Origin of the sequence: Samsonia erythrinae (assembly GCF_004342665.1) — a bacterium.
Taxonomy (GTDB): Bacteria; Pseudomonadota; Gammaproteobacteria; order Enterobacterales; family Enterobacteriaceae; genus Samsonia; species Samsonia erythrinae.
Window position 1 is genome coordinate 420626 of the sequence record NZ_SMBY01000001.1, and the last position, 23237, is coordinate 443862.

Sequence of the window (23237 nt, forward strand, 5' to 3'; positions counted from 1 at the left end):
CTTGCCGGAAGAATGGATTACGGCTGGTAGAACCCGACGCCGATTTCGTTCTCTTTACGGGTGCGGGCAATCACGGAAGAGGGCGATTCATGCACGCGCAGATCCATTTGATCTTCGGTACGTACCACAATGCCGCGCAGCGAGTTGGTATACACATCAACGATTTCGACATCGACGAATTTACCGATCATATCCGGCGTGCCTTCAAAGTTGACGACGCGATTATTTTCCGTGCGGCCAGACAGTTCCATCACGTTCTTACGGGAGGTGCCTTCCACCAAAATACGCTGGATAGTGCCCAACATCTGGCGGCTGAAACGCATGGCCTGCTGAGTGATGCGCTCCTGAAGAATGTACAGTCGCTGTTTTTTCTCTTCTTCGGACACGTCATCGACCATGTCCGCAGCCGGCGTTCCGGGACGAGCCGAGTAGACAAAGCTGTAACTCATATCGAAATCCACATCGGCAATCAGTTTCATTGTCTGTTCAAAGTCTGCCTGCGTTTCGCCAGGGAAGCCGACGATAAAATCGGAACTGACCTGAATCCCCGGACGCGCATTGCGCAGCTTGCGGATAATGGCTTTGTATTCCAGCGCGGTATGGCGACGCTTCATTAACGTCAGCACACGGTCAGAACCGCTCTGTACCGGTAAGTGCAGGAAGCTGACCAGTTCCGGCGTATCTTCATAAACGCGGATAATGTCGTCGGTGAATTCAATCGGGTGGCTGGTGGTAAAGCGGATACGGTCAATCCCGTCAATGGCGGCGACCAGACGGAGCAGTTCGGCAAAAGAGCAAATTTCACCATCAAAGGTTTCGCCACGATAGGCGTTGACGTTTTGCCCCAGCAGATTGACTTCCCGCACGCCTTGCGCGGCTAATTGAGCGATTTCAAACAGCACGTCATCACAAGGACGGCTGACTTCTTCACCGCGGGTATAGGGCACAACGCAGAATGTGCAATATTTATTGCAACCTTCCATGATGGAGACGAATGCCGTTGGGCCTTCGGCTCGTGGCTCTGGCAGACGGTCAAATTTTTCAATTTCCGGGAAACTGATATCCACGACAGGGCTGCGGGTTCCCTGCACGTGGTTAATCATTTCCGGCAGGCGGTGTAAGGTTTGCGGACCAAAAATCACGTCAACATAGTGAGCGCGTTCCCGAATGTGCGCGCCTTCCTGTGACGCAACGCAGCCGCCGACGCCAATAATCAGGTTGGGGTTGAGATCTTTCAGCGCTTTCCAGCGACCAAGTTGATGGAAGACCTTTTCCTGCGCTTTTTCACGGATAGAACAGGTATTGAGCAGCAGAACATCGGCTTCTTCTGCGATTTCGGTTAGCTCATAGCCGTGCGTACTTCCTAGTAGATCGGCCATCTTTGATGAATCGTATTCATTCATCTGACAGCCCCAGGTTTTAATATGCAGTTTTTTTGTCATCGACTTGCCATTACTCAGTGCGAATAAGAAAGATTTACCTCTCCCGTCATACTTCAGGCTACAGGTGTCTTGGCTTGCCTCAAAACATCGGCCGTTGCGGCGTTAGCCGCTTGCTGACCTAAGCTTCTGGAGGGGCGTTGCCTCGCAGCTTCTTGTAACCGGAGCTATTTAGGGGATATTGGGGCGACATTGTAATCGTTCGCCGACGTTGTGACCAGCACCGGAAACCGGGGTGATTGGGTCACGTTTTACTTGCTGTCAAAATGCGGCTTTCCTAAAAAAGTCCCCGCAAATCCAGTACACTGTTTTCATGCATGTTTACTGGTGTAAATACACCAGAGCCAGAGAGGATAAGCCAATATGCACCACGATGTGATTGTCGTTGGCGGTGGAATGGTCGGCGCCGCTGCGGCGCTTGGATTGGCCCGGCAAGGGTTTCAGGTTGCCGTGATTGAGCAGAGTGCGCCGCCGCCCTTTGAGGCTGATAGCCCGCCGGACTTACGCATTTCGGCGATTGGCTATGCGTCAGTCGCCTTGCTGAAGCAATTGGGGGCGTGGCAGAAAGTACAACAGATGCGCAGTGCGCCTTATCGTCGTCTTGAGACCTGGGAATGGGAGAATGCCCGGGTTGTGTTCGATGCCGCCGATATTCATCTGCCTGAGCTGGGGTTTATGGTGGAAAACCGCGTGCTGCAACTGGCGCTGTGGGAGCGTCTGCAAGAAGAGGCGCGCTGCCACTGTTATTGCCCGGCGATGCCCCACAGTCTGCAACGGACGGAGCAGCACTGGTGTTTGCAGCTTGCTGATGGTCAGCGACTGACGACGTCATTGGTCATTGGCGCCGACGGTGCAAACTCACAGGTTCGTCAGTGGGCGGGGATTGGCATCAGCGGCTGGCAGTATCGCCAGTCCTGCATGTTGATCGGCGTTGAGACGATGCAGCCCCAACAGGATGTGACCTGGCAACAGTTTACGCCGAGCGGTCCGCGTGCATTTTTGCCGCTGTTTGATCGCTGGGCGTCGCTGGTGTGGTATGACAACCCGCAGCGTATCCGCCAGCTTCAGTCAATGCCGCTTGCCCAGTTGGATAATGAAATTGCCGCGGCGTTTCCTCAACGGCTAGGTGCCGTGAAGGCGCTCTCCGCGGGGTCGTTTCCATTGGTGAGACGCCATGCGCAAAGCTATATTAAACCCGGTCTGGTACTGCTGGGCGATGCGGCGCATACCATCAATCCGCTGGCGGGGCAGGGAGTTAATCTGGGGTATCGGGATGTCGAGGTGCTATTGGACGTATTGAATAGCGCGCGTAATGCGGGGGAAGAATGGGCTTCCGAATGTGTTCTGCGTCGTTATCAGTGTCGCCGCAAGCCGGATAACCTGTTGATGCAAAGCGGGATGGACGTGTTTTACAACGCGTTCAGTAATTCGCTACCGCCGATCGGTTTGGCACGTAATCTGGCATTAATGGTTGCCCAGCGTGCGGGTGCGTTAAAAACCCGGGCATTAAAATATGCGATTGGCGTCTGACTGACGAGGACGCCGTCCGCTACAGTACAAAAACGACAGTGGTGATAACCGCTGTCGCCACTTTGCCGCCATTCATAAGAAAACGGGGCGACGTCTTTCGACTGTCGCCCCGTATCTGGCTGTTTTATCAGCTTTATTTGGCTGGGGTACGAGGATTCGAACCTCGGAATGCCGGAATCAGAATCCGGTGCCTTACCGCTTGGCGATACCCCAAAAATGTGGTGGCTACGACGGGAATCGAACCTGTGACCCCAGCATTATGAGTGCTGTGCTCTAACCAGCTGAGCTACGTAGCCAAATATACTGCTATTACCGCTTCACTTCAATAACATCATCTATATCAAATAGATGGCTGGGGTACCTGGATTCGAACCAGGGAATGCTGGTATCAAAAACCAGTGCCTTACCGCTTGGCGATACCCCAACAGGACAACGAATCTTTCAGCGTGCGCGCTGTGGATGGCTGGGGTACCTGGATTCGAACCAGGGAATGCCGGTATCAAAAACCGGTGCCTTACCGCTTGGCGATACCCCAATCACTACAACACTTGTAAGCTTCGAAAAGCGCCGTCAAACCGAGAAGATAATGGTGCGGGAGGCGAGACTTGAACTCGCACACCTTGCGGCGCCAGAACCTAAATCTGGTGCGTCTACCAATTTCGCCACTCCCGCAAAAAGATGGTGGCTACGACGGGAATCGAACCTGTGACCCCAGCATTATGAGTGCTGTGCTCTAACCAGCTGAGCTACGTAGCCATCTTTTCCGCGTCACCTTCATCGGCGTTGCGGGGCGCATTATGCGTAGTTGGTCTAATTGCGTCAACTAGTTTTTTCCCGAAAAGTGCCCTTGATGTATCGTTTGTCTGGGTTGTGAACAGTATGGTGAGAAAAACGTCAAAAAGCACACTTTGCCAGCCAATTAAGCAGAAAAACGGGCCAGTTAGCGGCCCGTCAGCGGAGGAAAACGATCGGGTGATTATTGGTAGGCAGACTGGTGCACGCCAACCGCGCGACCTGACGGATCGTCCATTTTCTTGAAAGATTCGTCCCATTCTATGGCTTTGGCTGAAGAACAGGCGACTGACGGGCCGCCCGGCACACATTCTGCCGCGCTGGGGACCGGGAAGAGCTCTTCAAAGATTTCACGGTACAGATAGCCTTCTTTAGACGCCGGCGTGTTGTACGGGAAGCGGAAGTGCGCCGTTTCCAGTTGTTGATCGGTAACCTGTTTGGCAGCCACTTCTTTTAACGTGTCAATCCAGCTGTAGCCTACACCGTCGGAGAATTGTTCTTTCTGGCGCCATGCCACGCTATGGGGCAGGTAGGATTCAAAGCATTCGCGCAGAATGTGTTTTTCCATCTTGCCGTTGCCGCACATTTTGTCGCGCGGGTTGATGCGCATGGCGACGTCGAGGAAGTTTTTGTCCAGAAAAGGTACGCGCGCTTCGACTCCCCAGGCCGACATCGCTTTGTTGGCGCGGGCGCAGTCATACTGGTGCAGCGCCAGCAGTTTACGCACGGTTTCTTCATGCAGTTCTTTGGCGTTTGGCGCTTTGTGGAAATAGAGATAGCCGCCGAACACTTCGTCAGAGCCTTCGCCTGATAGCACCATCTTGATGCCCATGGCTTTGATTTTACGCGACATCAGGTACATTGGCGTTGAAGCGCGGATCGTGGTGACGTCGTAGGTTTCGATGTGATAGATCACGTCGCGGATCGCATCCAGTCCTTCCTGCACGGTGAAGTGAATTTCATGGTGCACGGTGCCTAAATGGTCGGCCACTTCCTGCGCGGCTTTTAAATCCGGCGCGCCTTCCAGACCCACGGCGAAAGAGTGCAGTTGCGGCCACCAGGCTTCGCTGCGTTCGTCATCTTCAACGCGACGCGCGGCATACTTTTTAGTGATGGCAGAGATAATGGATGAGTCCAATCCACCGGAGAGCAGCACGCCATAAGGCACGTCAGACATCAGATGGCTTTTCACCGCTTCTTCCAGCGCATCGCGCAGCGCTTCTTTATCCGTTTCATTATCTTTGACGGCATCGTAATCAAACCAGTCGCGATGATAATACTCGCGAATTTCACCGTCTTTGCTCCACAGATAACTGCCCGCCGGGAATTCTTTGATGGTGCGGCAAACTGGCACCAGCGCCTTCATTTCTGACGCGATGTAGAAGTTGCCGTGCTCATCGTAACCCATATAGAGCGGGATGATGCCGAGGTGGTCACGGCCGATCAGGTAGGCGTCTTTTTCGCTGTCATATAGTGCAAAAGCGAACATGCCGCGCAGTTCATCCAGGAATGCCGGGCCCTTCTCCTGATACAAGGCAAGGATAACCTCGCAGTCGGAACCTGTTTGAAACGCGTAACGGTCGCCGTATTGCTGGCGTAGTGCCTGATGGTTATAAATCTCACCGTTAACGGCCAGAATGTGGGTGCGCTCGGCGTTATAAAGCGGTTGCGCGCCCGTATTCACATCAACGATAGACAGACGTTCATGCGCCAGAATCGCTTTGTCGCTGGCATAAACGCCGGACCAGTCCGGCCCGCGGTGACGCATTAAGCGCGATAATTCCAGCGCTTTTTTACGTAGTTCGACAGGATCGGTTTTCAGATCAAGCACACCGAAAATAGAACACATAGAGGACTCCCAATGATGACAAATACGGCTTCAGTGCCTTTGATTTAGCATCAAATCGCCATATAAATTCAATATTGTTTAATGAAAAAAGTCATCCTGATGGTTTTTGTTTAATTTAATCCGTTTTTCATTGAGAATTCGATAAATTTAAAGCGGGGGGAAGCCGGATTTTTAGTGATTACACAATCCGGTTTTACCGGTCGGATAGACAATCAGCTGTGTTCGAGTATCTGCTGTAGCAGTACGCCGTTCAGCATTGCCCGTTTAACCAACGCAAACGCGCTGATGGCGGAAAGGGGGTTGAGCGTTGAAATCTCAATAGGTAGGTTATGGCGAAACGCTTTCAGCACCTGCGTATTAATACAGCGCTGAATGGCCGGAAGCAGCGTTGTTTCTGCCGCGGTGATTTCACCGGCAATGACGATTTTCTGCGGGTTAAACAGGTTGATGGCGATGGAAAGCGCTTTACCGAGATAAAGACCAGCCTGCTCGATAACGTCATGGGCAAGGGCATCGCCCCGGTTTGCCGCTTTACAGATCGCCGAAATCGAACAGTTTTCCGCAGAGAGTTTGCTGGGGTAGCCCTGGCGCAGCAAATGCTGTACCCGCTGTTCTATTGCTGCATTAGAGACCACCGTCTCCAGACAGCCGAAATTGCCGCAGTGGCAGCGTTCACCGAGCGGATCGATCTGGATATGACCGATTTCACCCACGTTGCCATTCTTACCAAGAAAGATTTGACCATTAACGAGGATACCCGCGCCGGTTCCGCGGTGAACGCGCACCAGAATAGAGTCCAGTGAGTCATGGGTGACGCCAAAATAGTGTTCGGCTAGCGCCAGACTGCGGATATCGTGGCCGACAAAACTGGTGACGCCAAAGCGGCGTTGCAGGTTTTTAACCAGCGGCCAGTTGTCTACGCTGATGTGGGGCATATAGCGGATGATACCCCCAACCGGGTCAACCAGCCCTGGCAGCACCACAGAAATGGCGACGAGTTCACGAATGCGGCGCTGGTGGTTGGCGATAAAGCCGCCGATAGCCAGAAAGAGCGCGTTTTCCAGCGTTTCCTGCGTGTTTTCCGGTAGCGCATAATGCGCTTCTTCTAACGCCTTGCCCTGCAAGTCGTATAGCGCGATGGTGGCGTCGTTGCGGCCAAGGCGTACAGCGATGGTATGGAAAGGGCGATTTTCTGTGATAATGGAAATGGCGCGTCTGCCGCCCGTGGAGGCTTGCTGATCGACTTCTTTGATTAATCCGCGTTCCAGCAGTTGGCGGGTGATTTTTGTAACGCTGGCGGGGGCAAGCTGGCTCTGTTCTGCTATCTGAATACGTGAAATGGGGCCTTGCTGGTCAATCAGGCGATATACCACCGCGCTATTCAATTGCTTAACCAGATCGATATTTCCTATCTGCGCTTGTCCGCTTGTTGTCATGAAAAGATTACTCGCTTAGGGTTAACGCACGATATGCATCAACGCCGGATAAGCCTGAAGGGGCTTATCGCAACGCTTTTACGCTTTACCTCAAGATATTTTTGCCTTATCCCCAGACGGGGCTGCCGTTCACAAACGTCTTGAGAATCTGATAATCACGGTTAAAGACGGTCAGGTTTGCCACTTTACCGCTCTCGATGCTGCCTAATTGCTTGTCGACGCCGATGGCGCGCGCAGGATACAGCGTTGCCATGCGAATGGCTTCATCCAGTGCGATACCGGCATATTCCACGCTGTTACGCACGGCTTCGATCATCGTCAGTGCGGAACCGCTCAGCGTACCTTGATCATCGACACAAACACCATCGCGATAATAGATGGTTTTACCGGCAAAAGTGAACTGATCAATATCCGCGCCCGCCGGTGCCGTCGCGTCGGTGACCAGCACCAGTTTATCGCCTTTGATGCGTTTGCTGTTGCGAATGTTCGCCCAGTCCACGTGGCGGCCATCGGCGATAATACCGCAATAGACTTCCGGCGCGTCGTAAATCGCGCCAACCAGCCCGGGTTCGCGACCGGTGAGCGACGGCATCGCGTTAAACAAGTGGGTGGCGAAGCGAATGCCGGCGGCAAAGCCTTGCTTGGCTTGCTCCCAGCTCGCGTTGGAATGCCCGGCGGATACAACGATACCGGCCGCCGTTAACTGACGGATGACGGCGGGTTCGACTTCTTCCGGGGCCAGTGTGATTTTCGTAATGGTGTCCGCATTGGCGCACAGAAAGTCGACGAGTTCCTGCGTCGGTTGGCGAATATAGGCCGCGTCATGCGTGCCTTTTTTTATCACGTTCAGCCAGGGGCCTTCAAGATGGAGCCCAAGCGCCTGATGCTTATTCCGTGCCAGCCAGTCCCGCATGACGTTGACGCTATGCATGATAAACGCATCACTGGAGGTAATCAGCGTGGGTAAAAAACTGGTACAGCCTGAACGCTGGTTCGCCTGCTGCATGGTCTCCAGCGTCTTGACGGAGATCGTATCCAGCGAGTCGTTGAATTGCACGCCGCCGCAGCCGTTCAACTGGAGATCGATAAAACCCGGGGTAAGAAATGCGCCGCCCAGATCAAATTGCTCAACATCCTCAGGGAGATCGGCGAGCGGGCAGATACGCTCAATCAGTCCATCCGCAATGACAACGGCGTGATGATTCAGAATCTGGTGGCCGGTGAAAATTCGGCTATGGGTTAACGCGTACATCATCAACTCCCGCGATTGATTAGAGATTTTTCATACTTTCCGTTTCTAACTCACGGAAATATTTAACGGTTTTCACCTTCAATTCCATCGTTGACGGCTCGTCGCAAACGATGATGGCTTTAGCATGCAGCTGTAGACAACTGATCGTCCACATATGGTTAACGTTGCCTTCTACCGCGGCCTGTAGCGCCAGCGCTTTGTTGCGACCGGTCGCCAGAATCATGACCTCTTCGGCATCCAGTAATGTACCAACGCCCACGGTCAGGGCAAATTTCGGCACCTGACTGACGTCCCCGCCGAAGAAACGGGAATTCGCCGTTCGGGTTTCTTCCGTCAGCGTTTTGATACGGGTGCGGGACGCCAGAGAAGACGCGGGTTCATTGAAAGCAATATGCCCGTCGTTGCCTACGCCGCCCATGAAAAGATGGATCTTGCCGTAAGACTTTATTTTCTCTTCATAGCGACGACATTCTGCTGTGGTGTCTTCTGCGTTGCCATTTAGCAGGTTAATATTTTCACGCGGAATATCAACGTGATTGAAAAAATTCTGATGCATGAAGGTATGATAGCTTTCCGGGTGATCGGTTGGCAGGCCGACATATTCATCCATATTGAAGGTCACAACGTGTTTGAAACTCACTAAGCCCGCCTTGTGCATGGCGACCAGCGACTTGTAAGCTTCCAGCGGTGAACTGCCTGTCGGCAACCCCAGAATAAAAGGGCGATCTGCGCTGGGCTTGAAAGCGTTAATTCTTTCTGCGATGTGTCGGGCTGCCCATCTGCCGACATCGGCGGCGGTGGCTAGGGGAATGAGTCTCATCAGCGCTCTCCTGATTTTTTGGTGGAATTAAAATGTATCACCGCGCCAGTCGCGCGTTTGTTATGCATTAAAATTAGTCTACTCTGTTTTTTTTAATCTTGAAATAAGTTGGGATTTTATTCAGGTTTAAACTTTACACATGCAGTTTTTTGGTGATTTTTATCACATAATTACGGGATTTAATTTGTGAGGCGAATTATTTTTCTTACACTCCCCTGAGAATTACCGCTGGCCACGATTTTTAACAATGGTTTTTTCGACAATGAAGTTTTTTGGCAGTGAGATTTACCGGCAGGTTTGTTTGCCCCACAACATTTCATTTACCTTGTAAAGGTAAGAGAGGGAAACGTGAGTACTCTGAGCTATTTACAAAAAGTTGGCCGGGCATTGATGGTGCCTGTCGCAACGCTGCCTGCTGCCGCTATCCTGATGGGGATAGGTTACTGGATTGATCCGGTTGGCTGGGGAAGCGAGAACGCATTAGCGGCGCTCCTGATCAAATCGGGTGATGCGATTATCGGACATATGGCGGTGTTGTTTGCGGTCGGTGTCGCTTACGGCATGTCGAGAGATAAAGATGGCGCGGCGGCATTGACCGGCTTTGTGGGCTTTCTGGTGCTGACCACGCTGTGTTCGCCGGCCGTTGTCGCCATGATCCAACGGATCCCGGTTGAGCAAGTGCCTGTCGCGTTTGACAAGATTGAAAATCAGTTTATCGGGATTTTGGTCGGTGTGATTTCCGCCGAGCTATATAACCGCTACAGTCAGGTCGCATTGCCGAAAGCGCTGTCGTTCTTCAGCGGACGCCGCTTAGTGCCGATTCTGGTTTCTTTTCTGATGATCCTGGTCGCGTTTATTTTAATGTACGTGTGGCCGGTGATTTACAATGCGCTGGTGTCGTTCGGTGAGCATATTCAGCAACTGGGGTCGGCTGGCGCTGGGGTTTATGCCTTCTTTAACCGGTTACTGATCCCCGTTGGGTTACACCATGCTCTGAACTCCGTGTTCTGGTTCGACGTCGCGGGCATCAACGATATTCCTAACTTCCTGGCTGGCCAACAGTCTATCGATTCCGGTAAAGCCGTGGTAGGGATCACCGGGCGTTATCAGGCGGGTTTCTTCCCGATAATGATGTTCGGCCTGCCCGGAGCCGCGCTGGCGATTTATCACTGCGCACGTCCTGAAAACAAAAGTAAAGTCGCCGGGATTATGCTGGCGGCGGCGTTTGCTTCCTTCTTCACCGGCATTACCGAGCCGCTGGAGTTCTCATTCATGTTTGTCGCTCCGGCGCTGTATTTCCTGCACGCGCTGTTGACCGGGGTTTCCGTGTTTATCGCGGCCAGTATGCACTGGATCTCCGGTTTTGGTTTTAGTGCAGGTCTGGTGGACATGGCGCTGTCTTCGCGCAACCCGCTGGCAACCCAGTGGTACATGCTGATCGCGCAGGGCTTAGCGTTCTTTGTCATTTATTATGTGGTGTTCCGTTTTACCATTACCCGCTTCAATCTGTTAACACCGGGGCGTGAGCTGGCCGTAAGCGGTAGCGAAGCGGATGGCTATGACGTGAGCACGGCGTCGGCGGGCGAGAAATCAAGTGACGAACAAGCATTGGCGCGGGGCTACCTACAGGCGCTGGGAGGGAAAGCTAATCTGATCGCTATTGATGCCTGCATTACCCGCCTGCGTTTGAACGTGGCGGATGCCTCTTTGGTTGATGATGCGCAGGCGAGACGTCTTGGTGCCGCGGGGGTTATTCGTCTGAATAAGCAAAGCGTACAGATTGTTGTGGGCACTCAGGCGGAATCGATCGCGAACGCGCTGAAAGTGGAGCGCGATAAGGCATAAATGACGGCGCTGCCGCATTTAGCGCGGCCTGATGCCGAGGGGATTGATAAGGCGAGATGGCTATCTCGCCTTTTTTTTCGTTATGAAGAATTAAATGAAACTAACGGTTGTTTCCCGGCGTAGCTTGTTGGATCATTAGCGGTTATACGTCGTTTTAGCATTGAGGACTGAAGAATGAGTGAGGCTGAAGCCCGCCCAACCAACTTTATCCGTCAGATTATTGATGAAGATCTGGCGTCCGGTAAGCATGACCATATTCAGACGCGTTTCCCGCCAGAGCCGAACGGCTATCTGCATATCGGGCACGCAAAGTCTATCTGCCTGAATTTCGGTATCGCGCGTGATTATCAGGGGCAATGCAACCTGCGTTTTGACGACACCAACCCGGTAAAAGAAGATATCGAATATGTCGAATCGATCAAACGTGACGTTCAGTGGCTGGGTTTTTCATGGAGCGGTGACGTTCGCTATTCTTCTGATTACTTCGATCAGCTGCACGCCTATGCGGTTGAGCTGATCGGTAAAGGGCTGGCTTATGTTGATGAGCTGACGCCCGAGCAAATCCGTGAATATCGGGGGACATTGACAGCGCCGGGCAAGAACAGCCCATATCGCGATCGTTCCGTTCAGGAAAATCTGGCGCTGTTTGAAAAAATGCGTAACGGCGGATTTGCAGAAGGTACGGCCTGTCTGCGCGCAAAAATCGATATGGCGTCGTCTTTTATTGTCATGCGCGACCCGGTCCTGTACCGCATTAAATTTGCCGATCACCACCAGACGGGCAACAAGTGGTGCATCTACCCGATGTATGACTTTACCCACTGCATTTCCGATGCGCTGGAAGGGGTGACGCATTCGCTTTGCACGCTTGAATTTCAGGATAACCGCCGTCTGTACGACTGGGTTCTGGATAACATCACGATCTCTTGTCGCCCGCGCCAGTACGAATTTTCCCGTCTGAATCTTGAATACGCCATTATGTCCAAGCGCAAGCTGAATCAACTGGTGTCGGAAAAGATTGTTGAAGGGTGGGACGATCCGCGCATGCCGACGATTTCGGGTCTGCGTCGTCGCGGCTATAGCGCTGCTGCTATCCGCGAATTCTGTTTGCGTATTGGCGTAACGAAGCAGGACAACAACGTGGAGATGGCTGCGCTTGAATCCTGCATTCGCGACGATTTGAATGAAAACGCGCCGCGTGCGATGGCGGTATTGGATCCGGTCAAAGTGGTGATCGAGAACCTGCCGGCTGATCACGAAGAGTTCGTTATGATGCCAAATCATCCGAACAAACCGGAAATGGGGTCACGTCAGGTGGCATTCAGTCGTGAAATTTATATCGATCGCGCTGACTTCCGGGAAGAAGCCAATAAACAGTACAAGCGTCTGGTATTGGGCAAAGAAGTCCGTTTGCGTAATGCCTACGTGATCAAAGCGGAACGCATTGAGAAAGATGAGCAGGGCGTCATTACGACAATTTTCTGTCGCTATGATGCGGATACTCTGAGCAAGGATCCGGCTGACGGTCGCAAGGTTAAAGGCGTGATCCACTGGGTCTCTGCGGCGCATGCGCTGCCGGCGGAATTCCGTTTATACGATCGCCTGTTTAGCGTGGCAAACCCTGGCGCGGCGGATGATTTTCTGTCGACGATAAACCCGGACTCACTGAAAATCACGCAGGGTTTTGTGGAAGCGAGTCTGGCGCAAGCGGAAGCAGAGAAAGCGTACCAGTTTGAACGCGAAGGCTACTTCTGCGCCGATCGCGTTTATTCCAGCGCAGAACATCTGGTGTTTAACCGCACCGTTGGCCTGCGTGATACTTGGGCTGGTTGAATCGCCGGATAATCGATAAAAATAAAACCGCCTCGGCGGTTTTATTTTTTTATGCGTTTGTTTTATTTCGCGGGGTCATCATGCAGGGTTTCGTCTTCGCGGCAATCCCCTTCACTGCAATGTCCGTATAGATATAAACTGTGGTTTGTCAGTTTGATACCGTGTCTTTTTGAGATCTCGCGCTGACGTGCTTCGATAGACTCATCACGGAATTCAATGACTTTGCCGCAGTCGAGGCAAATGAGGTGGTCGTGATGATGCTGCTGCGTCAGCTCGAAGACAGATTTACCGCCTTCAAAGTTGTGACGTGTGACGATACCGGCATCATCAAACTGGTTGAGTACGCGATAGACCGTGGCGAGGCCAATCTCTTCACCCATATCAATCAGTTTCTTGTATAAATCTTCCGCACTGACGTGATGGCACTCAGGATCCTGTAACACTTCCAGAATTTTCAATCTGGGAAGCGTAACTTTCAGGCCGGCCTTCTTTAATGCGGTATTGTTGTCAGTCATGCGGGTTTAGTCCTGTTGCTTACTTAATCAATGGAGGCTGCCTAGCCTATGACATCGGTCGGCTCAAAAAATGTGATGACGTCTCAATTATAGAACCGTGCATACAAAATGAAAACAAAGGAATGTTAACAACATTGTCCCCACTCACACTACAGGTATACAGTGCCGTCTGGTATGAGTAAATGGAGAAAACGGTAATGCACGTATAAAACCGATGGGATTATTGTACAGGTTTACGGGCGGAAGTTAAAAAAATGTATCAATTATTATGAAAGGTTTTACCTATCAATTCTATTTTGGCTCTGATAGGAATGACTATCAGAGCCAAACCGTCTCAGCCAATCAATTCTTTCAGGTTCAGCTCTTCGCTGATTTGTTTCACCCAGGTGCTCACACGTTCACTGGTCAGTTCGGGCTGACGGTCTTCATCAATGGCCAGACCCACGAAGTGATTATCGTCGGCTAACCCTTTTGAAGCTTCAAAGTAGTAGCCTTCTGTCGGCCAGTGGCCGACAATTGTCGCACCGCGTGGCTCAATGATGTCGCGGATAGTCCCCATGGCATCACAGAAGTATTCCGCGTAGTCTTCCTGATCGCCACAACCAAACAGTGCAACCAGTTTTCCTGTAAAATCAATTTCTTCCAGTGATGGGAAAAAATCATCCCAATCACATTGGGCTTCACCGTAATACCAGGTTGGAATACCCAGCAGCAGAATATCGAAACCTTCGAGGTCTTCTTTGCTGCTTTTTGCGATGTCGTGAACCTCTGCCACGTGGGTGCCTAACTGCTGCTGGATGGTTTTGGCGATGTTTTCCGTGTTGCCAGTGTCACTGCCAAAAAATATTCCGATGAGTGCCATGAATTAAATAACCTCTTGATTCATAATGGTATGGTGTGATTTTTCACCCACTTATTCGCTAATAATAACAGACACTCACATCAGGAGAAACTCGTATCGGTACAGGATGTGTAAATCCAGCGCTTGTAAAATGCGAGACAGGAAAAAGTATGAAAAATGTTCTGTTTCAACAATCAAAACGATCATGATAAAAACGCATTTCTCCACCGTCTGCGATTAAAAGCACATTTCCTGAACAAGATGGGAATTACCTATTCCGCCGATGTTTCATTTTTCATAAATCAACATTTCATTTTTATCACATTGTTTAGTCTGTAATTAAAAGCAGACTAGGGTATGCAGAAAATAAACGTGTTGCAGCAATCTGCTACGGCTCTGCTATGAAAATCATCGCCAAAGAAATAAAAACATACACAAAAGATAATGTTTTCATTGCATTGAGCTTTTTAACATTTGCTGGGAATATTCCTAATCAAATCAAGTAGAAATAGTAATCATTTATATACACCAACGCGTCGGGAATAAAAGGTGATTTTATTTCATTGATATATAAAGAAAAAATTAACACCTGCTTCGGGTGATGTAAACGGATTGAGGGGATGTTGCATCTTTATATTCAGAAAGGATGGCTGTGCAGCCCTCACATTCTTCTCTGGTATGCCTATAAGGAAGCGATTTTATTATCAGTGGGAAAATTGTATTAAGAAATATAGCAAGAATGCTAAATATTCTCCGAATTTGGCCGATGAGTTAACGTGATTTTTGTTTTTTCAACTCAGAGAAATTTGAACGCTAGGGAGAAGTGGCCTGTTTCGTTGTGTGATTTGTGATTCATACATGTTGATTAGCGATAAAAATCTATTCGAACATTTTCCTGATTTGGAGTGAGCTATGAAATTTATAAAAAACATTGCCATCAGAACAGCTATGCTGTGGGTACTGGGCTGTTTTTGCGTCCTTTGGGGAGGGGTGTCGGCATATACTCTGTTTTCATTTAAAGAGATGACGACAACCTCAAAAACCAGCACCTTGCTCGTTCAGAACATGAACTTCATCAACCAGGGTAATGATCAATACTTCCGTATGGTAACCCGTTTGGCGCGCGCGGTTGATGCGCGGCGCAATGGCGATAATGCAACGGCGGACAAAGAGCAGGCTTCATCATTAGCGGCGCTGGATAAACTGAAAGCCGATCTGGTCGCCTTTAACGCGATCCATCACGCCAGTCTGGATGATGCGTTAGTTCAGGCAGTGAGTCGCGACTGGAATAATCTGATCGTACAGGGCGTGGAGCCGTTATATCAAAAGGCTGCCGCCAATGCGTTGGATGACTACCAGAATCAGGCCAAAGAGGTTGTACCGCCGCTGAGCCGCCAGTTCGGCGCGTCGCTGTCGGCCTTTAGTAAGGCGAGTGCGGAAAAGTTCGATGCGGCAGGCGCACGGTTTGAACATATTACGGTGATTGGACAGAATATTCTGCTGGGGGGACTGGCTATCGGTCTGATCATGCTGTTTCTGACCGATCGTTACCTGGTGATTAATCTGGTGCGTCCGCTGAACACCCTGCGCGACCACTTTAGCGTCATTGCGTCCGGTAATCTGGGTAAACCGATTCTGGATTTTGGTAAAAACTGTGTTGGCCGTTTGTTCCCGCTTCTGCGAGATATGCAGGGCAGTTTGGCGAATACCGTCAGCACGATCAGAAACAGCACCGACTCCATCTATCAGGGCGCGTCTGAGATTGCCGCTGGCAACAACGATTTGTCATCACGCACCGAAGAGCAGGCTTCCGCGCTGGAAGAGACCGCAGCCAGCATGGAACAACTGACGGCAACGGTGAAGCAGAACGCCGAAAATGCGAATCATGCCAGCCAACTGGCATTACAGGCCTCCACGACGGCGAAGAAAGGCGGCGAGATCGTTGAGAATGTGGTGAAAACCATGGCGGAAATTTCCGGCAGCTCAAGAAAAATCGCAGAGATTACCACCGTCATTAACGGGATTGCATTCCAGACCAACATTCTGGCGCTGAACGCTGCGGTAGAAGCGGCGCGCGCGGGTGAGCAAGGCCGTGGTTTTGCGGTTGTGGCAGGCGAAGTTCGTAGTCTGGCGCAGCGCAGCGCTCAGGCGGCAAAAGAGATTGAAGGGTTGATTTCTGAATCGGTGCGCTGTGTCGATACCGGTTCCAATCTGGTGAGCGATGCTGGTAGTACCATGCAAGATATCGTTCGTGCGGTCACTAACGTAACGGACATCATGGGTGAGATTGCCTCGGCATCGGAAGAACAGAGCAAAGGTATTGCACAGGTTGGTCAGGCTGTCGCGGAAATGGACAGCGTCACGCAGCAAAACGCCGCATTGGTTGAACAGGCCTCTTCGGCAGCGCTGTCGCTGGAAGAACAGGCGGCGCTGTTGAATCAGGCCGTGTCGCTGTTCCAGCTGTCTGAGCAGCAGTCAAAACTGCAAGTGGCGGCAAAACCTGCGCAAAAAACACAGGTGATCGCCCCGCGAGCAGGTAAAGCGCTGCCTGCGAGCAATGATAACTGGGAAAAATTCTGATTGAGAACTCAGGCTGGGGCATCCTGGAAAACGTGGTGTATCCAGAATAAAGACTCAGGCGGCGTCAGAAATGGCGCCGCACAAGAAGTAAAAACCATTCGGTGTCGGTCAGGATTGCTGTTTGGCCAGCTGCGCCAGCAGCATTTGCTCGATCAATTCACTGCGGCTAATGTTCCGCGCTTCAGCCAGGCCATTGAGGATGTCAACGGCGTCGCTGTTAATCTTTAATTCAATCCGACGTAACCCGCGCACTTTGTCGCGGCGCAGCTGATTACGTTTATTAATTCTCAGTTGTTCGTCACGCGTGAGCGGATTGGTTTTGGGACGGCCCGGACGACGTTCATCTGCGAACAGATCCAGCGTCGTGCGATCCGTTTGTTCTTTTGCCATAAGTAATGATGCTGCAAGGTATTCGGACCAAAACACACGGCGTTGCCGCGACCTGCTACACGGATAAACCGATGCCTGATTTCATCCTGCAACAGGATGGCCAGATCGCGTTTTCCTTGATGTAAAACATGCCGGGAAGTCAGGCGTGTATTTTGATGATGTCGTTAATATGCCGGGCTAAATTAGCCGTCCTTCTACTGCGGACGCCATCATACCCTAGCCGTGCTGGCAGCGACAACGGTTAAACTGCCCCGTCGCCGTGAATCCGCCAGTGTGGGCGCCTTCTGGTTACTCCGCATCCAAAAAACGGTGGATGGCGCGTAACACCGCCTCTGGTTTTTCTGAGTGAACCCAATGGCCCGCGCCGCTGACGACGTGTGCGCGCGCCGCAGGGAACTGGCGTAGCAGCGAAGCGCGATATTGGTCGTCCAGATAAGGGGAGTCGCCGCCGCGTATAAACAGAATAGGCCCGTCCCAGGCAGGGACGTCTTGCCAGCCAACGATGTGTTCGTATTCTTCCCATAGCACCGAAACGTTAAAACGCCACTCGCCCTGTTGGAAGGATTTCAGCAAAAACTGAATGACGCCTTCTTCACTTATATACTGGCGCATTAATGCCGCAGCTTCCGCGCGTGACGTCAGACCTGCGTTTGTGACTGCGCGTAACGCGGCGAAAATGGTGTCATGGCGGCGTACCTGATAATCCACCGGGGCAATATCGATTGCCACCAGTTTGTCCAGTCGTTCGGGGATCAGCGCGCTAAGCGCCATCGCGACTTTCCCCCCCATCGAGTGGCCGATAATAATAGCGCGTTCGATGCTGAGCTCGTCCAGCAGTGTCAGCACGTCCTGCGCCATCGCCGGATAGTTCATCTGCGGTGAACGCGGTGACAGACCGTGGTTGCGTAGATCGATTTGCAGGATGTCATGGGTATTTTGCAAATCCCGCCCGAGTACGCCAAGGTTATCTAATGTGCCAAACAGGCCGTGGATCAGGACGATGGGACGTTTGCCTGTGGGCTGATGCGCATAAAGCCTGCGATGATTCAATTTCATGGTGAAGTTCATTCAAGGAGACATGCGCTTAGGGTATCATGACTTTAGAATCGATGTGGTCGCAGAAGGAACAAGGCCTGATACTTAAAGAGAAACTATCACCTAATGGATGCGAAAGGCATTGGGGCATAGTCTGAGTTTTGGTATTGTCCCGTTATGTCGCTGTTCGAGACTGTTTGAACGCCTGTATAATCCTTTTGATTTGAGTCATCTACCCTGATGTCAGGTTGCAGAAGGAAAACGTCTTCGCAATTTGCACTAGAGTGGGTAAAAACAGCACTGGATAAAGATGAAAACTATTGAAGTCGACGAAGAACTTTATCGTTATATTGCCAGCCACACGCAGCATATCGGCGAGAGCGCATCGGATATTTTACGTCGTATGCTGAAATTTACCGCCGGTCAGTCTGCACCAACGCGACAGGCAGAGACGACTGCAACGGTTCAACCAGCGGCCGCGCCGACTGCGCGCGATCGGGTACGCACCCTGCGTGAGCTGCTGTTGTCGGATGAATATGCTGAACAGAATAAGGCGATTAATCGCTTTATGCTGGTTCTGTCCACGCTGTATGTTTTATCGCCACAGGAATTCGCGGCGGCGACGGAATCACTTCATGGCCGCACTCGGGTCTATTTCGCAGGCGATCAGCAAACGTTAATTCAGCATGGCACCCATACCAAGCCGAAACATATTCCAGGCACGCCATACTGGGTGATTACCAATACCAATACCGGTCGTAAACGCAGCATGATCGAGCACATTATGCAGACTATGCAGTTTCCGTCAGAACTGACAGAAAAAGTGTGTGGCACCATCTAATCCATTATCGTTACCCTGAATACGTCGAGCGGCATGACGCCAAGACATACGCTCCGAAGTCGGATGGGTATCACACGATTTACTAATCTAACAACAGCGTTAGGGAGAAGCGCCAATGGCTAATCACCCCAGAGCAGGGCAACCGGCCCGGCAGAGCGATTTGATCAATGTGGCACAGTTGACGTCACAATATTATGTGTTGCGTCCGGAAGTCGGTAACGCCGCGCATGCGGTGAAATTCGGTACGTCCGGTCACCGTGGCAGCGCGGGACGCCATAGCTTCAATGAGGCGCACATTCTGGCGATTGCACAGGCAATCGCGGAAGAGCGTAAGGCTCAGGGCATCAGCGGGCCGTGCTACGTGGGGAAAGATACCCACGCCCTTTCTGAACCTGCGTTTATTTCCGTGCTGGAAGTATTGGCTGCCAACGGTGTGGATGTGATCGTGCAGTTGGATAACGGTTTTACCCCAACGCCGGCGGTGTCTAACGCGATTCTGGTTCACAATCGTCAGGGCGGGGCGCTGGCGGACGGCATCGTGATCACGCCGTCCCACAATCCGCCGGAAGATGGCGGGATCAAATATAATCCGCCGAACGGCGGCCCGGCGGACACCAATCTCACCAGCGTGATAGAGAAGCGCGCCAATGAGCTGCTGGCGGACGATCTCCGTGACGTGAAGCGGATGACGCTGGATCAGGCGTGGCAAAGTGGCTACGTCCACGAACAGGATCTGGTTCAGCCGTATGTCGAAGGGCTGGCTAGCGTGGTGGATATGGCGGCGATTCAGCGTGCCGGCCTGAAACTGGGCGTCGATCCGCTCGGCGGCTCCGGTATCGCCTACTGGCAGCGCATCGCAGAGCACTATAAATTGGATCTGACGCTGGTTAATGATGCGATCGACCAGACGTTCCGCTTTATGTCGCTTGATCACGACGGCGCGATCCGCATGGATTGCTCATCAGAATCGGCGATGGCCGGGCTGCTGGCGCTGCGTGACAAATTCGATCTGGCGTTTGCCAACGATCCTGATTATGACCGTCACGGTATTGTCACGCCGGCGGGTCTGATGAATCCGAACCACTATCTGGCGGTGGCGATCAACTATCTGTTCCAGCATCGCCCGCAGTGGGGGCAGTCTGTCGCCGTCGGTAAAACTCTGGTATCCAGTGCGATGATCGATCGCGTCGTGGCGGATTTGGGGCGTAAGCTGGTGGAAGTTCCCGTCGGCTTTAAATGGTTTGTTGACGGCCTGTATGACGGTAGTTTCGGTTTCGGTGGCGAAGAAAGCGCGGGGGCCTCTTTCCTGCGCTTTGACGGTACGCCATGGTCGACGGATAAGGACGGTATCATCCTGTGTCTGCTGGCGGCGGAAATCACCGCTGTGACGGGGAAAAACCCGCAGCAGCATTATGATGAGCTGGCACAACGCTTCGGCGCGCCGAGCTACAACCGTATTCAGGCTCCCGCGACGCATGCGCAAAAAGCGGTGTTGTCCAAACTGTCGCCTGAGCAGGTAGCGGCCAGTACGCTGGCGGGCGACCCGATCACGGCACGTCTGACCGCTGCGCCGGGCAACGGCGCTTCGATTGGCGGCCTGAAAGTGATGACGGAGAACGGCTGGTTTGCCGCGCGTCCTTCCGGTACGGAAGAAGCCTACAAGATCTACTGTGAAAGTTTCCTCGGGGCAGAACACCGCGAGCGCATCGAGAAAGAAGCGGTAGAGATTGTCAGTGCGGTACTGGCAACGGCGAAATAAGTGAAAAGGCGCTGCATGCAGCGCCTTTTTTAATCGCGTATAGCCAGAAAATGCAAAATGCAGTTATCCCAACGCAACAAGGAGCGCCCCTGCGGAAATCAGCGCAACACCGGCTCCTGCCATCAGCGAAATTTTTTCTCCCAGCAGGATCACCGCCAGCACGACAGCAAATACCACGCTGAGCTTATCGATCGGAGCGACCTGTGCGACGTTGCCGTTCTTCAATGCGACAAAGTAAAACAGCCATGACAGCGCCCCCGCGACGCCGCTGAGAACAATGAACAACAGCGCTTTCTTATTAGCAATAATCTCTCCGACCAGTACCAGCTTGCCTTGTGCGACCACAACGCCTACCAGAAAAAGTGCCATAATGACGGCACGAATTGCGGTCGCCGTATTGGCGTCCAAATTTTGCAGGCCTATCTTGCCAAATATCGCGACCAGTGCGGCGCATACTGCGGACAGCAAGGCGTAAATTAACCAACTACTCATGACGGCGTATTCCTGAAGAAAAGGCAGGCGCGTACTGTGGGAAACCTACTCTGCGGACGTCACCTGATACAGAAGGATAATTTTACGGCATAAAACGATAACCGATAGCTGTTTCTGTCAAGAGATGGCGCGGTCTTGCCGGATCCCATACCTCCAGAGCGAAATAGACAGCGTCAGGGGAGGGAAATTCAGGAAAAAACGCACATTTCCCGTCTGCGGGCGTAAAAAAGTATAGAAATGAGATGAGAAGTAGGCGGTGGATGCGGTGGTAACGTCACTGTGTTAACAACATCGTATGTGATGTGGCGAGAAAGCGGAAGCAAGGTGGTCCAATTTCAAAACCATAAATTAACTTGTGCTATGATTGTTTTTAACCTTTATGTAACCTTATGATGTGCCAGCTAAAAAACGCGCAATTATTTCTTTTTTATCTGGTCCGATGAGTAGTAAAGCTTCAGGAAAAGCGGTGAAATTTTAACCAATACCACCATTCTGATTTTATCGTTATATCGGGCGCCGCTGAGTAAGGGCGCTGATCCCTGAGGAGGCTCGCTATGTCGCTATATACTGCTTATCCCTTGTACCGTATTCTTCTGCGACGCGCCGCCGTAGTGGTTGTCGGCGTGCTGGCGTTACCGGTGATGCTGTTTCGCCGCGATAGGGCACGTTTTTATAGCTACTTACACCGTATCTGGCTGAAAACCAGCGATAAACCGGTCTGGCTGGCGCAGTCCGAAGCCGCTGTCGGTGATTTCTACTAATCGCTAGTCTACATTTAGAAAAATGGGCCGGAAATTACCCGGCCATTTTTAAATAAATTATTATTCTATTATTTTTAAAAAATTTTTTAGGTTAAAGGATACCCTCGGTTAATCTGGCGAGGATAAGTTTAAATATTTAACCTTTACTTTATTACGCTCGTTTTGTGATTTTTGCTAGAAATATAAAAGGCAGTTGTTTTCTGACTAGTTAAAACAGAAGTTGATATTTTTTGCATTGTCTGATTCTGGCGTACTGGTATCGTCTAGCCAGTCATCCCAACTTTTTGCGAATTTATTAGCTAGCTTTTCAGCAGCATCTTTCGTCCAGATGTTTCCTTGAAAAGTTAATTCTAATACTTTAACGCTGATTTCTGTCTTATATTTGTCTTTAGGCGCTCCTTTTCCTGAAGAATGGCTGCGCTCCATCATCATAAATGTTTGTTGTAATTGGACAACAATGTTTTTGTTATAAGCATTCAATGTGTTTTGAACAAAAAGCGTTTTTGTGTTTTGTGTGTTGACCCGACTCGTGCATGCTTTTGCCAGGTTCACAATGCTGCTCTTTATTTTTGATTTGTCTCTTTCTTCTACTCCGTCATATAAATCAACGACTTTATTAATTAGAGAGTCATAGTTTTCTTCTTCATAGTGCACTGTCGTGCTCTCTGCCTGTGTTGTGTTAAAATAAGGCACTTTTAATAGGCTTTCAATGAATAGAGTAAAACCTTTTTCATTGCTTTCTTTATCTGGTTCTAATGGATTCCAACCAGAGCGGCTTTGGGACAACCCTAAAATACTGGAAACAGCATTACCTGTAGAGCTTGCCAGGACTTTTGCAATGTCGTTTTTATCCCCACGAGCTATTGCATCATCAAGAATTTTCCCTTGTTCCGATTCCTGAGGTGCCAGTGTGCCGGTTGAGATAGTGTTTTGACCTGATACGCTACTATCTCCTTCTTCTGATAATACAAATAGACGGTGTGTTTTCATTGATGATTCACTTAATTTAAGCTGTTTATCATCATCAAGCCAGGAGCTAAATAGAGTTAATGTGTTATCATGTTGAATATCAGACATAAAACCCTCTCTTGATAAAAAGAATAAAGATTGATGAAGTGATATCGATTCAGGCAAGATTGATCAAGCCTGATAAAAGAGTAGGTTCTTTTATTAAATTGGCAAGTTTTTTATAAGACGCTGGATAATATAATTACATTGGGAATGATA

The 23237-nt window shown here is 51.0% G+C and carries 18 protein-coding genes and 6 tRNA genes; 7 read left to right on the forward strand and 17 right to left on the reverse strand.

What is annotated here, in order from left to right:
* Positions 1–17 precede the first annotated feature (17 nt).
* On the reverse strand, positions 18–1442 hold the full coding sequence (gene miaB, locus EDC54_RS01865; RefSeq protein WP_132452682.1) for a tRNA (N6-isopentenyl adenosine(37)-C2)-methylthiotransferase MiaB: 1425 nt from the start codon (positions 1440–1442) through the stop codon (positions 18–20).
* A 360-nt stretch (positions 1443–1802) separates the two neighbouring features.
* Here miaB and ubiF point away from each other — a divergent pair, with 360 nt between their 5' ends.
* On the forward strand, positions 1803–2969 hold the full coding sequence (gene ubiF, locus EDC54_RS01870; RefSeq protein WP_132452684.1) for a 3-demethoxyubiquinol 3-hydroxylase: 1167 nt from the start codon (positions 1803–1805) through the stop codon (positions 2967–2969).
* Between the two features lie 138 nt (positions 2970–3107).
* Here the strand turns inward: ubiF and EDC54_RS01875 are convergent.
* From EDC54_RS01875 to nagB, 10 genes are all read right to left on the reverse strand, one after another.
* Positions 3108–3182: transfer RNA gene (locus EDC54_RS01875), tRNA-Gln, on the reverse strand.
* A gap of 6 nt (positions 3183–3188) precedes the next feature.
* Positions 3189–3265 (reverse strand) — tRNA-Met (locus tag EDC54_RS01880).
* A gap of 53 nt (positions 3266–3318) precedes the next feature.
* Positions 3319–3393, reverse strand: a tRNA-Gln gene (locus tag EDC54_RS01885).
* Between the two features lie 36 nt (positions 3394–3429).
* Positions 3430–3504 (reverse strand) — tRNA-Gln (locus EDC54_RS01890).
* Between the two features lie 52 nt (positions 3505–3556).
* A tRNA-Leu gene (locus EDC54_RS01895) sits at positions 3557–3641 on the reverse strand.
* A gap of 7 nt (positions 3642–3648) precedes the next feature.
* Positions 3649–3725 (reverse strand) — tRNA-Met (locus tag EDC54_RS01900).
* Between the two features lie 220 nt (positions 3726–3945).
* Positions 3946–5610, reverse strand: coding sequence for an asparagine synthase B (gene asnB / locus EDC54_RS01910; protein ID WP_132452688.1), 1665 nt, complete (start codon positions 5608–5610; stop codon positions 3946–3948).
* A 212-nt stretch (positions 5611–5822) separates the two neighbouring features.
* Entirely contained in the window at positions 5823–7046 is a 1224-nt protein-coding gene (nagC, locus tag EDC54_RS01915; protein ID WP_132452690.1) for a DNA-binding transcriptional regulator NagC, read from the reverse strand.
* 106 nt (positions 7047–7152) lie between these two features.
* On the reverse strand, positions 7153–8298 hold the full coding sequence (gene nagA, locus EDC54_RS01920; RefSeq protein WP_132453616.1) for an N-acetylglucosamine-6-phosphate deacetylase: 1146 nt from the start codon (positions 8296–8298) through the stop codon (positions 7153–7155).
* Between the two features lie 19 nt (positions 8299–8317).
* The gene (nagB, locus tag EDC54_RS01925; RefSeq protein WP_132452692.1) at positions 8318–9118 is read right to left on the reverse strand and encodes a glucosamine-6-phosphate deaminase; all 801 of its coding nucleotides are present in this window, start codon (positions 9116–9118) and stop codon (positions 8318–8320) included.
* 348 nt (positions 9119–9466) lie between these two features.
* Between nagB and nagE the strand changes: the two genes are divergently transcribed.
* Both nagE and glnS read left to right on the forward strand, forming a co-directional pair.
* A complete protein-coding gene (gene nagE / locus EDC54_RS01930; RefSeq protein WP_132452694.1) occupies positions 9467–10963 on the forward strand; it encodes an N-acetylglucosamine-specific PTS transporter subunit IIBC in 1497 nt (498 codons plus the stop codon).
* A gap of 174 nt (positions 10964–11137) precedes the next feature.
* Positions 11138–12796 (forward strand): glutamine--tRNA ligase, encoded by a 1659-nt coding sequence (gene glnS, locus EDC54_RS01935; RefSeq protein ID WP_132452696.1) that lies wholly within the window; start codon positions 11138–11140, stop codon positions 12794–12796.
* A 62-nt stretch (positions 12797–12858) separates the two neighbouring features.
* On the opposite strand, the gene fur is transcribed toward glnS, so the two are convergent.
* Together fur and fldA are read right to left on the reverse strand one after the other, a co-directional pair.
* Positions 12859–13311 carry a ferric iron uptake transcriptional regulator gene (gene fur / locus EDC54_RS01940; protein ID WP_132452698.1) on the reverse strand — a complete coding sequence of 151 codons (453 nt, stop codon included), beginning with the start codon at positions 13309–13311 and terminating at the stop codon, positions 12859–12861.
* Positions 13312–13645: 334 nt separating this feature from the next.
* On the reverse strand, positions 13646–14173 hold the full coding sequence (fldA, locus tag EDC54_RS01945; protein ID WP_132452700.1) for a flavodoxin FldA: 528 nt from the start codon (positions 14171–14173) through the stop codon (positions 13646–13648).
* 891 nt (positions 14174–15064) lie between these two features.
* Between fldA and EDC54_RS01950 the strand changes: the two genes are divergently transcribed.
* Positions 15065–16732 (forward strand): methyl-accepting chemotaxis protein, encoded by a 1668-nt coding sequence (locus EDC54_RS01950; protein ID WP_132452702.1) that lies wholly within the window; start codon positions 15065–15067, stop codon positions 16730–16732.
* A 108-nt stretch (positions 16733–16840) separates the two neighbouring features.
* Here the strand turns inward: EDC54_RS01950 and ybfE are convergent, their stop codons facing one another.
* Both ybfE and ybfF read right to left on the reverse strand, forming a co-directional pair.
* Positions 16841–17122 (reverse strand): LexA regulated protein, encoded by a 282-nt coding sequence (gene ybfE / locus EDC54_RS01955; protein ID WP_132452704.1) that lies wholly within the window; start codon positions 17120–17122, stop codon positions 16841–16843.
* Between the two features lie 288 nt (positions 17123–17410).
* Positions 17411–18178, reverse strand: coding sequence for an esterase (gene ybfF, locus EDC54_RS01960; RefSeq protein ID WP_132452706.1), 768 nt, complete (start codon positions 18176–18178; stop codon positions 17411–17413).
* Positions 18179–18467: 289 nt separating this feature from the next.
* Here ybfF and seqA point away from each other — a divergent pair, with 289 nt between their 5' ends.
* Positions 18468–18998, forward strand: a complete 531-nt coding sequence (gene seqA, locus EDC54_RS01965) for a replication initiation negative regulator SeqA (RefSeq protein WP_132452708.1) — start codon at positions 18468–18470, stop codon at positions 18996–18998.
* Positions 18999–19113: 115 nt separating this feature from the next.
* Positions 19114–20757, forward strand: a complete 1644-nt coding sequence (pgm, locus tag EDC54_RS01970; protein ID WP_132452710.1) for a phosphoglucomutase (alpha-D-glucose-1,6-bisphosphate-dependent) — start codon at positions 19114–19116, stop codon at positions 20755–20757.
* A gap of 63 nt (positions 20758–20820) precedes the next feature.
* On the opposite strand, the gene EDC54_RS01975 is transcribed toward pgm, so the two are convergent.
* Positions 20821–21249, reverse strand: a complete 429-nt coding sequence (locus EDC54_RS01975; protein ID WP_132452712.1) for an EamA family transporter — start codon at positions 21247–21249, stop codon at positions 20821–20823.
* Positions 21250–21803: 554 nt separating this feature from the next.
* On the opposite strand from EDC54_RS01975, the gene EDC54_RS01980 reads away from it, so the two are divergent.
* Positions 21804–22010 carry a DUF2517 family protein gene (locus tag EDC54_RS01980; RefSeq protein WP_132452714.1) on the forward strand — a complete coding sequence of 69 codons (207 nt, stop codon included), beginning with the start codon at positions 21804–21806 and terminating at the stop codon, positions 22008–22010.
* Between the two features lie 204 nt (positions 22011–22214).
* On the opposite strand, the gene EDC54_RS01985 is transcribed toward EDC54_RS01980, so the two are convergent.
* On the reverse strand, positions 22215–23087 hold the full coding sequence (locus EDC54_RS01985) for a hypothetical protein (RefSeq protein ID WP_132452716.1): 873 nt from the start codon (positions 23085–23087) through the stop codon (positions 22215–22217).
* Positions 23088–23237: the final 150 nt, after the last annotated feature.

Bases quoted from the DNA above. Each gene is read 5' to 3' on its own strand.
- miaB (WP_132452682.1), bottom strand. From the start codon at position 1,442: ATGACAAAAAAACTGCATATTAAAACCTGGGGCTGTCAGATGAATGAA.
- ubiF (WP_132452684.1), top strand. From the start codon at position 1,803: ATGCACCACGATGTGATTGTCGTTGGCGGTGGAATGGTCGGCGCCGCT.
- asnB (WP_132452688.1), bottom strand. From the start codon at position 5,610: ATGTGTTCTATTTTCGGTGTGCTTGATCTGAAAACCGATCCTGTCGAA.
- nagC (WP_132452690.1), bottom strand. From the start codon at position 7,046: ATGACAACAAGCGGACAAGCGCAGATAGGAAATATCGATCTGGTTAAG.
- nagA (WP_132453616.1), bottom strand. From the start codon at position 8,298: ATGTACGCGTTAACCCATAGCCGAATTTTCACCGGCCACCAGATTCTG.
- nagB (WP_132452692.1), bottom strand. From the start codon at position 9,118: ATGAGACTCATTCCCCTAGCCACCGCCGCCGATGTCGGCAGATGGGCA.
- glnS (WP_132452696.1), top strand. From the start codon at position 11,138: ATGAGTGAGGCTGAAGCCCGCCCAACCAACTTTATCCGTCAGATTATT.
- fur (WP_132452698.1), bottom strand. From the start codon at position 13,311: ATGACTGACAACAATACCGCATTAAAGAAGGCCGGCCTGAAAGTTACG.
- fldA (WP_132452700.1), bottom strand. From the start codon at position 14,173: ATGGCACTCATCGGAATATTTTTTGGCAGTGACACTGGCAACACGGAA.
- EDC54_RS01950 (WP_132452702.1), top strand. From the start codon at position 15,065: ATGAAATTTATAAAAAACATTGCCATCAGAACAGCTATGCTGTGGGTA.
- ybfE (WP_132452704.1), bottom strand. From the start codon at position 17,122: ATGGCAAAAGAACAAACGGATCGCACGACGCTGGATCTGTTCGCAGAT.
- ybfF (WP_132452706.1), bottom strand. From the start codon at position 18,178: ATGAAATTGAATCATCGCAGGCTTTATGCGCATCAGCCCACAGGCAAA.
- seqA (WP_132452708.1), top strand. From the start codon at position 18,468: ATGAAAACTATTGAAGTCGACGAAGAACTTTATCGTTATATTGCCAGC.
- pgm (WP_132452710.1), top strand. From the start codon at position 19,114: ATGGCTAATCACCCCAGAGCAGGGCAACCGGCCCGGCAGAGCGATTTG.
- EDC54_RS01975 (WP_132452712.1), bottom strand. From the start codon at position 21,249: ATGAGTAGTTGGTTAATTTACGCCTTGCTGTCCGCAGTATGCGCCGCA.
- EDC54_RS01980 (WP_132452714.1), top strand. From the start codon at position 21,804: ATGTCGCTATATACTGCTTATCCCTTGTACCGTATTCTTCTGCGACGC.
- EDC54_RS01985 (WP_132452716.1), bottom strand. From the start codon at position 23,087: ATGTCTGATATTCAACATGATAACACATTAACTCTATTTAGCTCCTGG.